The sequence below is a fragment of the Janthinobacterium sp. SUN211 genome (assembly GCF_030587315.1).
GTDB classification, from domain to species: Bacteria; Pseudomonadota; Gammaproteobacteria; order Burkholderiales; family Burkholderiaceae_D; genus Janthinobacterium; species Janthinobacterium kumbetense.
The window spans coordinates 288,777-302,196 of the sequence record NZ_JAPWIC010000003.1 but is presented as its reverse complement, the minus strand read 5'-3'; the positions used below and the strand labels follow the sequence as shown (position 1 = coordinate 302,196).

Annotated in this window: 10 protein-coding genes; all 10 read right to left on the bottom strand. The window is 62.8% G+C overall.

Annotation, left to right across the window (positions count from 1 at the left end; translation table 11 throughout):
- The gene (gene yjfF, locus O3301_RS12585; RefSeq protein WP_305056522.1) at positions 1-975 is read right to left on the bottom strand and encodes a galactofuranose ABC transporter, permease protein YjfF; all 975 of its coding nucleotides are present in this window, start codon (positions 973-975) and stop codon (positions 1-3) included.
- Positions 972-2,003 (bottom strand): ABC transporter permease, encoded by a 1,032-nt coding sequence (locus O3301_RS12580; RefSeq protein ID WP_289906101.1) that lies wholly within the window; start codon positions 2,001-2,003, stop codon positions 972-974. The genes yjfF and O3301_RS12580 overlap by 4 nt, the downstream gene beginning before the upstream one ends.
- 47 nt (positions 2,004-2,050) lie before the next feature.
- Positions 2,051-3,604, bottom strand: coding sequence for a sugar ABC transporter ATP-binding protein (locus O3301_RS12575; protein ID WP_305056521.1), 1,554 nt, complete (start codon positions 3,602-3,604; stop codon positions 2,051-2,053).
- Positions 3,605-3,613: 9 nt separating this feature from the next.
- Positions 3,614-4,588, bottom strand: a complete 975-nt coding sequence (locus O3301_RS12570) for an ABC transporter substrate-binding protein (RefSeq protein WP_305056520.1) — start codon at positions 4,586-4,588, stop codon at positions 3,614-3,616.
- A 162-nt stretch (positions 4,589-4,750) separates the two neighbouring features.
- Positions 4,751-7,108, bottom strand: a complete 2,358-nt coding sequence (locus O3301_RS12565) for a glycoside hydrolase family 127 protein (protein WP_305056519.1) — start codon at positions 7,106-7,108, stop codon at positions 4,751-4,753.
- Positions 7,109-7,117: 9 nt separating this feature from the next.
- Positions 7,118-8,152 (bottom strand): arabinan endo-1,5-alpha-L-arabinosidase, encoded by a 1,035-nt coding sequence (locus O3301_RS12560; RefSeq protein WP_305056518.1) that lies wholly within the window; start codon positions 8,150-8,152, stop codon positions 7,118-7,120.
- 68 nt (positions 8,153-8,220) lie between these two features.
- Positions 8,221-9,771: an alpha-N-arabinofuranosidase gene (locus tag O3301_RS12555; RefSeq protein WP_305056517.1), complete on the bottom strand. Its 1,551-nt coding sequence runs from the start codon at positions 9,769-9,771 to the stop codon at positions 8,221-8,223.
- A gap of 223 nt (positions 9,772-9,994) precedes the next feature.
- Positions 9,995-10,762 carry an SDR family NAD(P)-dependent oxidoreductase gene (locus tag O3301_RS12550; RefSeq protein WP_099665858.1) on the bottom strand — a complete coding sequence of 256 codons (768 nt, stop codon included), beginning with the start codon at positions 10,760-10,762 and terminating at the stop codon, positions 9,995-9,997.
- An 86-nt stretch (positions 10,763-10,848) separates the two neighbouring features.
- Positions 10,849-12,426 (bottom strand): aldehyde dehydrogenase (NADP(+)), encoded by a 1,578-nt coding sequence (locus tag O3301_RS12545; RefSeq protein ID WP_369812193.1) that lies wholly within the window; start codon positions 12,424-12,426, stop codon positions 10,849-10,851.
- Entirely contained in the window at positions 12,423-13,415 is a 993-nt protein-coding gene (gene araD1, locus O3301_RS12540) for an AraD1 family protein (protein WP_289918619.1), read from the bottom strand. The genes O3301_RS12545 and araD1 overlap by 4 nt, the downstream gene beginning before the upstream one ends.
- Between the last annotated feature and the right edge of the window lie 5 nt (positions 13,416-13,420).

Sequence of the window (13,420 nt, the reverse complement as noted above, 5' to 3'; positions counted from 1 at the left end):
TTAACTCCCGTTGGTATTTTTCTGGCCCATGGCCATCAGTCTTTGCACGACGCAAAAGACGAACAGCAAGCCGCCGATGACGATCTTGGTCCACCACGAGCTGAGCGTGCCGTCGAAGGCGATCAAGGTCTGGATGGTGCCCAGCACCAGCACGCCCGACAGCGCGCCCGCCACGTAGCCGTAGCCGCCGCTGAGCAGGGTGCCGCCGATGACGACGGCGGCAATCGCGTCCAGCTCCGTGCCTTGCGCATGCAAGCCATAGCCGGACAACATGTAGAACGAAAACAGCACGCCGCCCAGCGAGGCGCAAAAGCCGCTGAACGCATAAATGAAGACCTTGGTGCGGCCCACGGGCAGCCCCATCATCAACGCCGACTGTTCATTGCCGCCGATCGCATACACGGCGCGGCCGAATGGCGTGGCGTGCGCCAGCCAGATGGCCAGCAGTAAGGTCGCCACGGCGATCACGACGCCGGGCGACACGAAGCCACCCAGGAATCCCAGCTGGGTCTGCGACATGGCCACGAACAGCGGGTCGGCTATGGTGATGGAATTGATGCTGATCAAATAGCACAGGCCCCGCGCCAGAAACATGCCGGCCAGGGTGACGATGAACGGCTGCAATTTGAAATAATGGATCAGCGCGCCCATGCTGGCGCCAAATACCGTGCCCAGCGCCAGCACGGTGACGATCACCAGAGTTGGCGGCCAGTGCGCCACGTTGAGCAGCCAGGCGGCGATCATGGTCGACAGGGCCAGCACGGAACCGACGGACAGATCGATGCCGCCGGAAACGATGACGAAGGTCATGCCGACGGCGATCACCAGCAAAAAGGCGTTATCGATCAACAGGTTAAAGATCACTTGCGTCGACAGCAGGCCCGGATAGGCGGCGCCGCCCAGGCCCAGCATCACCACCAGCAGCAGGACCGTGACGAGCGAAGTGAAATACGGGGTGTGCAGCAAACCCTTCATGCTTTTCTCCGATGCAGCAATTGCTTGAATTCCGACGATTGCGACAGGCAGACGAGGAAGACGACGACCGACTTGACGACCATGTTCACTTCGGGCGGCACGCCCAGCGAATAGATGGTGTAGGTCAAAGTCTGGATGATGAGCGCGCCGATCATGCTGCCGACCAAGCTGAACTTGCCGCCAGCCAGCGAGGTGCCGCCCAGGGTGACGGCCAGGATGGCATCGAGTTCCAGCATCAGGCCCGCATTGTTCGCGTCGGCACTCTTGATGTTCGAGCTGATCATCAGCCCCGACAAGCCCGCGCAGGCGGCGCAAAAGACGTAGACGAAGAAGATCAGGGTCGCCGTCTTGATGCCGGCCAGGCGCGCGGCGACGGGGTTGATGCCGACGGCCTGGATGAACAGGCCCAGGGCCGTCTTGCGCATCAGCACGGCCGTGATGAGGAACACCAACGCCACGAGGAACAGCGAGAACGGCAAGCCGAACAAATAACCGCTGCCGATGAAGAAGAACGGTTGATAGTAGACGGTGACGATCTGTCCATCCGTCAACAATTGCGCCAGGCCACGCCCCGCCACCATCAGGATCAGGGTGGCGACGATGGGCTGCAAGCCCAGGCCCGCCACCAGCACGCCGTTCCAGGCGCCGCACAGCAGGGCCGCGCCCAGGGCCGCCGCCAGGGCCCAGCCCATGGGAATGTTGCTCACATAGGTCGGCACGCCATTGTCCATCACCATGGTGCCACCGATCAGCATGGCGGCCACGGTGCCGGACAGGGCCACGACGGCGCCCACGGAAATATCGATGCCGCGCGTGGCAATGACGAGGGTCATGCCCAGGGCCGCCAGCATCAGGGGAGCCGCGCGGTTGACGATGTCGATCACGCTGCCGTACAAATGACCGTCACGAATTTCCAGATGGAAAAATCCGGGGATGGCGAAGAAGTCGACCAGCAGCAGCAAGCACAGCGCGGCCAGGGGCCGGCTCAGGGGGTGGTGTAAAACGGTATGCAAGGCGGACGTACCCATAGTGGAAGCCGCACGCGCCAGCGGCGCGCTCGATGGCGTGGATAAACTCATGTGGCGTCTCCGGCAATCACTTGCAGCACGGAACTATCGTCCAGCTCGCCACGCGCATAGTCGCCGCAGGCCTTGCGGTCGCGCATGACGAGAATGCGGTCGCTGCAGCGCAACACTTCCGGCAATTCGGACGAAATGAACAGGATGGCCATGCCCTTGCGGCAGAGTTTACCGACATAGCTCATGATTTCCTGCTTGGCGCGCACGTCGATGCCGCGCGTCGGCTCGTCTAAAATCAGCATGGCCGGCGACGTCACCAGCCAGCGCGCCAGCAAGGCCTTCTGTTGATTCCCGCCCGACAGGCTGCCGATGGGCGTCTCGATGCTGGCCGTCTTGATGCCCAGCGCCTTCACATATTCGTCGGCCAGCGCCTGCTGGCGTTTGAACGGGATGGCGCGCAGCAAGCCCGTGCGGGCTTGCAAGGCCAATATGATGTTTTCGCGCACGGACAGCGACAGGATCGCGCCCTCGTGCTTGCGGTCTTCCGAGCAAAAGCCGATATCGCGGGCAATCGCGTCGCGCGGCACGTGGAACTGGCGCGGCTTGCCTTGCATGGTGATGCTGCCGGAATCGGCCTTGTCGGCGCCAAACAGCAGGCGCGCCAGTTCTGTGCGGCCGGAACCGAGCAAGCCGGCCAGGCCCAGCAATTCACCCTGGCGGATATGGAAATCCATGGGCAGCAAGGCGCCCTTGCGGCCCAGTCCCGTCGCTTCCAGCACGGCGGGACCGAAACTGGCGGCGCCCGCTTCTTGCGCCAGATCAAGCTCTTGCGCCTGCGTGTCGGCCGCCACGCCGATCATCTTGTTCACCAGCGCCAGGCGCGACAGCTCGCTGCACGCATATTCTCCTTCGCGCTCGCCGTTGCGCATGACGGTGATGCGATCGGAAATGGCGTAGGTCTGGTCGAGAAAGTGGGTCACGAAAAGTATCGCCATGCCCTGCTCGCGCAGGCGGCGCAGCACGGAAAACAGCAGATTGACTTCCGCCTCGTCCAGGCTGGACGTGGGTTCGTCAAGGATCAGCACGCGGGCCGAAATGTTCAGCGCGCGCGAAATGGCCACCATTTGCTGGATGGCCAGCGGAAAGCTGGACAGTTGCGCCGTGACATCGATATCGATCTGCAATTGCTGCAGCAAGGCACGCGCCTGTTGCTGCATGGAACGCCAGTCGATGGGGCCAAAGCGGCCGCCGAAGCGGCGCGGATAGCGGCCGATAAAAATGTTTTCCGCCACCGACAGGTTCGGGCACAGATTGACTTCCTGGTACACCGTGCTGATGCCCAGCAACTGCGCATCCGATGTGGAGGCGGGGGCGATGGGCGTGCCGTCGAGCAAAATCTGGCCGCTGTCGGGCGTATAGACGCCCGTCAGCACCTTGATCAGGGTCGACTTCCCGGCGCCGTTTTGCCCCATCAGGGTGTGCACTTCACCCGGATACAGGCGCAGGGCAACATCGCTGAGGGCTTTGACGCCGGGAAAGGACTTGCTGATGCCGCGCAACTCCAGCAAGGGAGCTGGCGCGGCAGTGTGATGCGCTTGCGTCTTCATCATGCGGCAAGCTTAGTATTTACGGTTCGGGAATTCCTTGGCGGCCACCTCGGCAGGGAACACGCCTTCCACCGTCGTGATGCGCACTGGCACGGGCTTGCCGGCCACCACGTCGCGGGCGATGGACATCAATTGCGGACCCAGCAGCGGGCTGCACTCGACGGTCACGTTCAGCTTGCCGGCGATCATGGCCTCGAACGCGCCTTTGACGCCATCGATGGAGATGATGATGATGTCCTTGCCCGGTTTCATGCCCGCTTCTTCGATGGCCTGGATGGCGCCGATGGCCATGTCGTCATTGTGCGCATACAGCACGTTGATCTTCTTGCCTTCAGCCTTGAGGAATGCTTCCATCACTTCCTTGCCCTTGGCGCGTGTAAAGTCGCCCGTTTGCGAACGGATGATCTTCATCTTCGGATTCTTGCCCACCACTTCCAGGAAGCCCGCCTTGCGGTCGATGGCCGGTGCGGAGCCGACCGTGCCCTGCAGTTCGACGATGTTCAGCGTCGCATCCGGGGTTTTCTTGGCGTGTTCGAGCAGCCATTGGCCCGCGCGGCGGCCCTCTTCCACGAAGTCGGAACCGATGAAGGTCACGTACAGCGATTTGTCGGCCACGTTGACGGCGCGGTCCGTCAAGATGACGGGAATCTTCGCGGCCTTGGCTTCGCGCAAGACGGTATCCCAGCCCGATTCGACGACGGGCGAGAAGGCGATCACGTCGACTTTTTGCGCGATGAACGAACGCAGCGCCTTGACCTGGTTTTCCTGCTTTTGCTGGGCATCGGCAAATTTCAGGGTGACGCCATCTTTCTTGGCGGCATCCTTGATGGAGACGGTATTGGCGGTGCGCCATTCGCTTTCGGCGCCCACCTGCGAAAAGCCCATGACGAGGGGCTTGGCGGCGAAGGCGGAAGAAGTAGCCAAGGTGGTGGCAGAAGCGGCCAGCAGCATGGCGCTGGCGAGGAGTGTGCGGCGTGTCAATGTCATTCTTGTCTCCAGTTTTTTTTGGAATACCATCACAGCCGGATGCCGGATGGGCGGTTTTTTATGAACCCATGGTAGGAGAAAGCAACATAGCCATCCAATCAATTCTTTTTCGCTTGCGATACCGATTTGCGTATCGGTAGAACGAGCCGGGTCCTTCTTCCCTCAGCGCAACAGGCGCAGCCCGTACAGGCCGCCCGCCACGGAATCCTTGTCGGCGACAAATTTCACGCTGAGTTTGCCGTTGCCAGCCGCCACCAGGGCCTGGGGAATGGCGATATCGAGCGTGTGCAGTTCCTGCGGCGCATCGGCCGCCACGGCGACCGTTTGCAGTTTCGTGCCGTTGAGAAAGACGTCAAATACGCGGCCCGCATCGAGGGTGGACAGGGTCAGGCGCAGGGTTTTCGCTTCGCCTTGCGGGTCGCTCAGTTCATAGCTGAACCAGCCCGTCGCATGGCGCCAGTGCCGGCCCTTGTTGACGCCGTTTTCTCCCCCTTCCGCCTGGAAGTTGTGGTCGGATTCCGGCTGCTGTTGTCCCGGCGCCACCTGGTCGATGGTGAGCGCGTCGAGCGCCAGGCGCTCGGATTCCGCCTGGCGCGTGCTTTCCTGCAGTTGCGCCAGCCTGGCCGGCGTGGATACGGGCCAGTACAGCATGTAGCGAGAGTCATGCAGGCGGAAGAAGGGAATCAGCCGCAAGGTGGCCGCATCCTTGCCCTGGATCAAGCCGGGCGCCGTAAACGTCAGCGGCTGGCCCTTCACGGGACGGATTCTCCGCATGAAATCCTGCTCGTTGCTGACGAACAGCGGTGACGATTCCAGCGGACACACTTGCCCCTGGGCGATATGCCCCATGCGCGTGTCGTCGGCAAAATAGTTCAGTTGTTCATGGGCGAACGGCTGCGTCTTGGCGGCCAGCACGATGGGACCATGCAGCACGGCATAGTAATTCGACTGGTCCGGCATCTGTTCCAGGCGCGTCGTCATCGGCAGCACGACATCGACGCTGTCGCCCGACTTCCAGGCGCGCGTGATGGTCACGTACTCGCCCGGCACGCTATTCACGCGCAGCGCCTTGCCGTTGAGTTTGACGCGCAGCTTGCCCTTGGCTACCCACTGCGGGTAGCGAATCTTCAGGCTGAACGTTTTACTTCCTTGCACCGTGATGCGCGTCGTGTCACGGTCGGGGAACCGGGTCGACTGGACGATCTTGACGCCCTGCTCTTTCCAGTCCAGGGTGGACGCCATGAACAGGTTCACGTACAGGGCGTCGCCCTCATGCGCGTAGATGAACTCGCCATACTTGGCCTGGCTTTCGATGCCGGAACCCACGCAGCACCACATGCCCTTGTCCACTTGCGAATACACGCGGTAGTGGTTCGGGCGCATGGGCGTAAAGTAGACAAAGCCGCCCGTGCCGGGGCGCTGCGATGACAAGATGTGGTTGTACAGGGCGCGCTCGTAGTAATCCGCGTAGCGCACCTGCTCGTCGCGCTGGAACAGCTGTTCCGTCAGCTTGAGCATATTGTAGGTATTGCACGTTTCCGGCCCCTCGACTTCCTCCACCATCGAGGAAAAGTCGTGCTCGTCGTGGAAATGTTCCTTGACGCTGTTGCCGCCGATGGCCACCGTGCGCTTGTCGTGCACGGTTTGCCAAAAGAATTGCGCCGCCTGCTGCCAGTCGCGCCGGCCCGTCAATGCGCCGATGCGCTCGAAGCCGATCACCTTCGGGATTTGCGTATTCGCATGCAAGCCCGTCAATTTGTCCTGTTGCGCCACCAGCGGTTGCAATATGGCCTGGTGCGAAAAGCGCACGGCCAGGTCCAGGTAGCGCTGCTCGCCCGTCATGGCGTAGACGTCGGCCAGCACTTCATTCATGCCGCCGTGCTCGGCGCGCAGCATCGCTTGCATCTGCGCATCCGTGAGCGAGGCCGACAGTTTCACGGCCCAGTCCGACAAGGCGATCAGCATGGTTTTTGCTTGCTCGCTGCCCGCCTGCTGATACGCGTCGCGCAAGCCGGCAAACACCTTGTGCAGGTTGTACCACGGCACCCAGCGCCCATTGACGGAAAAGGTGTCGGCCTGCATGTCTCCCTTGGCGATGGCTTGCCAGGCGGCGTTGCCGTCGGGAATGCCGCCCAGGTAGCCGTTGCCGTTGGCATCCTGGCATTGCTTCAGCTCCGCCAGCACGTAATCGAGTCGTTCGCGCGCCTGCGCATCGCCCGTGGACGCCACCATCAGCGCCAGCGCGGACAGGTAATGCCCGCCCAGGTGGCCGTCCAGGCCCGTCGATTCCCAGTTGCCATAGCTGGACTGCACCTGCGGCAAGCCCGCCTCGCGGCGGAACGGCGCCAGCAATTTGTCCGGCTCGAAGGCCAGCAGGTAGTGCAAGTCCGTCGTCTGCGCATCGAGAAACGGTCCCGCCCCCAGGCGCACGGACGAGAGGGGAAACAGCTCCGCTGCCTGCAGGACAGGCGTGGCCAGGCCGCCGGCGGCCAGCGCCAGCGTCAACACGGTTCTTTTCACGATGCGTCCTTACGGTTTGGCGGCCGGCAACTGGCGGCTGCGATAGCGGTTCAAGTCGCGGGGATCGACTTGCGGCCAGCCGTCCTTGTCCCACGTCATGGGCAGGATCTTGAGCTTCTGCAAGTAATTGTCCGCCGTTTCATACGCGTGCAGCACCAGGTAATCCTTGCCGTCAAACGTGTAGGCGCTGTTGTGGCCCAGGCCTTGCCAATCCTTGTCGCCTTTCAGTAGCACCGTGCCGCCGCCCTGCGCCATGTCGCGGCCATCCCTGTCCAGGTAAGGGCCCGTCACGCTGGTCGAGCGGCCCACGGCCAGGTGATACGTGCTTTTTTCCTTCTGGCAGCACAAGCCCCACGAGACGAACAAGAAGTAATCGTTGCCGCGCTGGAAGATGAACGGCGCTTCAATTTCCTCGGGTGCGGGCTTGAATTCGCCGGCCCTTGGCGGCAGCGGTGCGCGGCGCGCCAACGAGTGCCACTCTTGCGGTTCCGCAATACGGGTCCAGTCGGGCGTCAATTTCACCAGCTTGATGCCGTTCCAGAACGAGCCGAAGGACATCCACGGCGTGCCGTGCTTGTCCGTGATGATGTTCGAATCGATGGCGTTCCACTCGTCGCGCTCGGGCACGGATTGCAGCAGCATGCCCTGGTCCACCCAGCGGTAATCGGGCGAACGGGGATTCAAGGTGGTGTTGACGGTCACGCCGATGCCCGACGTATTCTTGCCGAAGCCGGACACCGAGTAGTACAGGTAATATTTTCCGTCATGAAATTGCACGTCGGGCGCCCAGATATGGTCGTCAAACGATGGCGCGGCCGTCCTGGCCCAGGTCGGCTGGCCCGCGAAGACGCGCCCTTCCGGTTGCCAGTCGACCATGTTTGTCGAGCTGTAAAAGGTGATGCCGGGACCCGTGCTGTACAGATAATAGGTGTCGCCTTCCTTGGCCATCACGGGGTCGTGCACGCTGACCTGGGCCGCGTGCGCGGCAGCCATGATCGCCAGGGTGCTCAGGATGGCGGCCATGCCGCGCGTCAACATGTGCATCGTCTTCTCCAAAATGGTCAGCCGGCCCATCATGCGGGCCGGCTTGATGAATGACAAGGGGTGGCAGGCTAGTCGACCGCCACCACGACGACGGCCTTGGCGGGCACCGACACGGTCAGCTTGCCGCCTTGCGCCTTGGCATTAAACGCCACGGGCTGCACGGCTTGCGGTTGCGCAAAGCTGTTGACGGCGTCCATCTTGCCGGCGGTCAGCACGCGGCCAGTCACGGCTGTCACTTTTTGCCCCGCCAGCGCCACGCTCACGTCGACGGCCTTGTGCGGATTCGTGTTGACCAGGGACAAGTACACCTTGCCATCCTTGGCGCGCGCGGCCGAGGCGCTCACTTCAGGAATGCTGACCTTGCCCAGGCTGTACTTGCCATTGCCGCTGATGGCGACCGGCAAGGCCGTGGCGTCCTGGAACGGCACGTACATTTCAAACGCGTGATACGTGGGCGTGAGGAAATATTTATCCTTGTCCGTGATGATCATCGCCTGCAGCACATTGACCATTTGCGCGATATTCGTCATGCGCACCCGGTCCGCATGGGCGTGGAAAATGTTGAAATTCAAGGCGGCGACGAGGGCATCACGCAAGCTGTTTTGCTGGAACAGGAAACCCGTGTTGGTGCCCGGCTCGACGTCGTACCAGGTGCCCCATTCATCGACGTACAAGCCCGTCTTTTTCGAGGGATCGTTCTTGTCGATGGCGGCAAGATTGTTCTTGATCAAGCTATCGATGCGCAGGGTGCGGCTCAAGGTGGAAATCCATTCGTTTTCGCCAAAGCCCGTGGCCGCGCCCTTCTTTTCCCACACGCCGGTCGGCACCGTGTAGTAGTGGAAACTGATGGCGTCCATCATGTTCGGCTTGATTTCGTGGCTCAGGGTGCTGGACCAGCTGATGTCGTCGTCATTGCCGCCGCTGGCGATGAATTTCGGGCGCGCGCTTTCCGGCGTCTTCATGAAGGTGTGATAGTGCTTGTACAGGTCGGCGTAGTACTGCGGGCGCATATTGCCGCCGCAACCCCAGGCTTCGTTGCCGATGCCAAAGTAATCGACTTTATACGGCTGTGCGCGGCCATTCTTGCGGCGCAGTTCGGCCAGGGTGGACTTGCTGTCCGACGTCATGTATTCCAGCCATTCGGACATTTCCTGCGGCGTACCGGAACCGAGGTTGCCGTTGATATAGGTCTGTGCGCCCAGCAACTCGGCCAGGTCGAAGAATTCGTGCGTGCCGACGGCGTTCGACTCTTCCACGCCGCCCCAGTTGGTGTTGACCTTGGTCGGACGCTGGGCGCGCGCGCCGATGCCATCCTTCCAGTGGTATTCATCGGCAAAGCAGCCGCCCGGCCAGCGCACCAGGGGCACGTGCAACTGCTTCAGCGCGCCCAGCACGTCGTTGCGCCAGCCTTTGGTATTCGGAATGGACGATTCCGGCCCCACCCACATGCCTTCATAGATGCCCGTGCCCAAGTGTTCGGCGAACTGGCCGTAGATGTTTTTATTGATCACGGAACCAGGCTTGGCCACGTCGATGGTGACGCTGACGGGCGCGGCAAAGGCGCTGCCGACGGCCATGGCCAGGCTGAGGGCCACGATGCTGGTGTTGATACATTTCATGCTGTCTCCTGTTTTTAAGTGAAAAGCAAGGGCCGGGATCAACCCGGCAATGGATGTGGCGATGCCTCTCCTGCCGCAGGGTTGGGGCGGCAAGAGCGGTATTTCAAAGGAGGGGGATGGCTGCGGGCAAACCCGCGGCCGACAAAACGCCCAGGGCTAGGCGCCTTGCCGAAGACAGTACGAAAGTACGGCTAGGCAAGGCAACAACGCCCTGGACGTTTTGTCAGACCCAGCCGGCGTCGACGATGAATTCTTGGGAGGAGCACATCGCGCCATCGTCCGATGCGAGGAACAGCACCATGGCGGCAATGTCCTGTGGCATCAGCTTGCTTGGCAAGCATTGGCTTTTCTTGATTTCCACTTCCGCTGCCTCGTCGACCCACAGGTCGATCTGGCGCTGCGTCATGACCCAGCCGGGCGTCACCGTGTTGACGCGGATATTGTGCGCGCCGTAATCGCGCGCCAGGCCCCGCGTGAGGCCCACGACGGCCGCCTTGGTGGTGGCATACACGGGGTAGCCGCCCGACTTCATGTGCCACGAAATCGAGCTGACGTTGATGATGGAACCGCCACCCTTGCGCTTCATGCCCTCGAAAACGGCCTGGCACGTGAAGAACATGGGACGTTGATTAATCGCAATACGCTCGTTCCAGTATTCCAGGGTGACATCCTGCGCCTGGTGGCGCTGGTCGTTGGCGGCATTGTTGACGAGGATATCGAAGTCGCCCAGTTGATCGGCCAGTTCGGCCATGACAGCTTGCAGGGAGGCAATATCCGTGATGTCGCAATGGCGGAACACGGGTGCCGTCCAGCCCGCTTCAGCCAGTCGGCGGCACAGGGCCTCGCTCGCTTCCACGGCGATATCGACAAACGCCACCACGGCGCCCTGGGCGGCAAATTCCGCCACCAGGGATTCGCCGATGCCGCTGCCGCCACCCGTGATGAACACGCGCTTGCCCTGCAAGCTGCCATATTTCGCCAATTGCTTCATCTTGTCTCCACCTGTTTATTTTTTATGTACAACGTGCAACGCAAGCTGGCGCGGCAAGGCCATCGGCCCCGCCGCGCAGCAGGTTTTTACTCCTTGCCGAGAACGCCATCCTTGCGGCGCCAGATCCCCAGCGGATTATCGTCGCGCAGCGACTCCGGCAGCAAGTCCTGCAGCAGGTTCTGGTACGACACAGGGCGCAGGAAGCGGTTGATGGCCGCCGTGCCGACGGAGGTGCTGCGGCCGTCCGACGTGGCCGGGAACGGGCCGCCGTGCACCATGGCCGTCGACACTTCCACGCCCGTCGGGAAACCGTTGGCCAGGATGCGGCCCACGCGGCGTTCCAGCACGGGCAGCAAGCGGCGCGCGTCCGCCAGGTCGCCCGCATCCATCTGCAGGGTGGCCGTCAACTGGCCTTCCAGGCTTTCCGTAATCGCCAGCAATTGTTCCATGTCGCGGCAAGCCACCAGCAGCGAGGCGGGGCCGAAGACTTCGTCGCGCAAGTCGTGTTTGGCCAGGAAAGCCTCGCCCGACGTGACGAACAGGGCGGCGGCGCCCTTGCCCTCTTCTCCCGTATTCTGCACCAGCGGCGTCACGTCCGCGTGCTGCGCCAGGGCGGCGACGCCCTTGGCATAGCTGCTGGCGATGCCGGCCGTCAACATGGTGGCGGCCGGCGCGGGCGCCAGCGCTTCGGCGGCAGCGGCGGCAAAGGCCGTAAAGTCGGCGCCTTCCAAGCCCAGCACGAGGCCGGGATTGGTGCAGAACTGGCCCACGCCCATCGTCAGCGAGGCGGCAAAACCGCCGGCGATCGCCGCGCCACGGGCGGCCAAGGCTTGCGGCAGCACAAACACGGGGTTGATGCTGCTCATCTCCGCGTAGACAGGAATCGGTTGCGGACGCTCGGCCGCCACCTTCATCAGGGCGATGCCGCCCGAACGCGAGCCCGTGAAACCGACGGCCTGGATGGCCGGATGGGCGACCAACGCCTGGCCGATGCCATTGCCCGTGCCCGTCAGCAAGGCAAATACGCCGGCCGGCAGCTTGCAGATGGCAATCGCCTTGACGATGGCGCGCGCCACCAGTTCCGACGTGCCCGGATGGGCCGAATGGGCTTTCAGGACGACGGGGCAGCCGGCCGCCAGGGCCGAGGCCGTGTCGCCGCCAGCCACGGAAAAGGCCAGCGGGAAGTTACTGGCCGCAAACACGGCAACGGGACCCAGGCCGATCATGCGCAAGCGCAAGTCAGGACGGGGCGGCACGCGATCCGGCAGCGGGCTGTCGATGCGCGCATCCGTCCAGGAACCCTCGCGCAGCAAGCCGGCGAACAGTTTCAACTGGCCCACCGTGCGGCCGCGTTCGCCTTCCAGGCGCGCGCGCGGCAAGCCGCTTTCCGTCATGGCGCGCACGATCAAGTCGTCGCCCAGTTCGCCGATTTGCGCGGCGATGGTGTCCAGGAAGTCGGCGCGCTCCGCATCCGTGGTGGCGCGGAACGGATCGAACGCGGCTTGCGCCAGACGGCATGCTTCGTCGATTTGCGCTACGTCAACCATGTGGAAGGCGGGCGCGATGTGCGCGCGCGCGGCCGGGTCCCACGCTTCGAAGGAGCCGCCATTGCCCTTGACGGCCACGCCGCCGATCCATGCATCACCGGTGATATTCAAACTCATAATGTGCTCACTTTCGCAAATTCGGTTGGGAAGACGTCGAGGCGGTTGCGCAAGGCAGGGCCAAAGGCCGGCGCTTCGATTTCAAAGGTTTCGCCCGGCGCCACGCTCACGCCATCGGCAAAGCTCAGGGTGGCCGTGCCAAAGAAATGCACGTGCACGTCGCCAGGGCGCTTGAACAGCGGATACTTGAAGTGATGGTGTTCCAGGTTGGCAATCGTGTGCGACATATTCTCTTCGCCGCTGACGAAGGCCTTTTCCCAGCGCACATTGCCCGCCGCGTCCAGCACGCGCGAAGTACCGGCGATGTGCGCGGGCAATTCACCCACCAGCAGGGCCGGGCCCACGCTGCAGGCGCGCAGCTTCGAGTGGGCCAGGTACAGATAGTTCTGGCGCTCCGTCACGTGGTCCGAGAATTCATTGCCGATGGCGTAGCCGACCCGGTAGGGCTGGCCATCGTCGCCGATCACGTACAGGCCGGCGATTTCCGGCTCTTCGCCGCCATCGAGGGCAAAGTCCGGCATGCGCAGCGGCTGGCCGCCCGCGCGCACGATGGAGCCGTCGCCCTTGTAGAACCATTCCGGCTGCGCGCCGGCCGTGCCAGCGGCTGGCTTGCCGCCTTCCACGCCCAGGCGGAACATTTTCATGGAGTCGCTCAGCGATTCCGCGTCGCCGCCGATCTTCTTGTGCATGGCGTCGCGCGCGCCGGCGCTGCCCAGGTGGGTCAGGCCCGTGCCCGTCACGTAGCAATGCGCCTCGTCCGCATGGTCGAGCGGTGGCAGTACGCGTCCGGCAGCGGCCACGTCCGCATAGGAATGCGTGGCGTTGCCGACGGTGGCGTTCACCAGCTCCGCCAGATTGACACGCTTGCGGATGGCGTCTTGCGCCAGCGCATATGTCGTGTTGTAGCCTTCGATGACGCGGATCACGTCGTCTTGCAGCAGGCCGACGAGGCGGCCGCCGTGTTCATTCGTAAATTGCAGCAACAGCATGGAAT

Excerpts from the sequence above, each read along its gene's own strand:
- O3301_RS12580 (WP_289906101.1), bottom strand. The coding sequence starts at position 2,003 with ATGGGTACGTCCGCCTTGCATACCGTTTTACACCACCCCCTGAGCCGG.
- yjfF (WP_305056522.1), bottom strand. The coding sequence starts at position 975 with ATGAAGGGTTTGCTGCACACCCCGTATTTCACTTCGCTCGTCACGGTC.
- O3301_RS12560 (WP_305056518.1), bottom strand. The coding sequence starts at position 8,152 with ATGCACATGTTGACGCGCGGCATGGCCGCCATCCTGAGCACCCTGGCG.
- O3301_RS12570 (WP_305056520.1), bottom strand. The coding sequence starts at position 4,588 with ATGACATTGACACGCCGCACACTCCTCGCCAGCGCCATGCTGCTGGCC.
- O3301_RS12545 (WP_369812193.1), bottom strand. The coding sequence starts at position 12,426 with ATGAGTTTGAATATCACCGGTGATGCATGGATCGGCGGCGTGGCCGTC.
- O3301_RS12550 (WP_099665858.1), bottom strand. The coding sequence starts at position 10,762 with ATGAAGCAATTGGCGAAATATGGCAGCTTGCAGGGCAAGCGCGTGTTC.
- araD1 (WP_289918619.1), bottom strand. The coding sequence starts at position 13,415 with ATGCTGTTGCTGCAATTTACGAATGAACACGGCGGCCGCCTCGTCGGC.
- O3301_RS12575 (WP_305056521.1), bottom strand. The coding sequence starts at position 3,604 with ATGATGAAGACGCAAGCGCATCACACTGCCGCGCCAGCTCCCTTGCTG.
- O3301_RS12555 (WP_305056517.1), bottom strand. The coding sequence starts at position 9,771 with ATGAAATGTATCAACACCAGCATCGTGGCCCTCAGCCTGGCCATGGCC.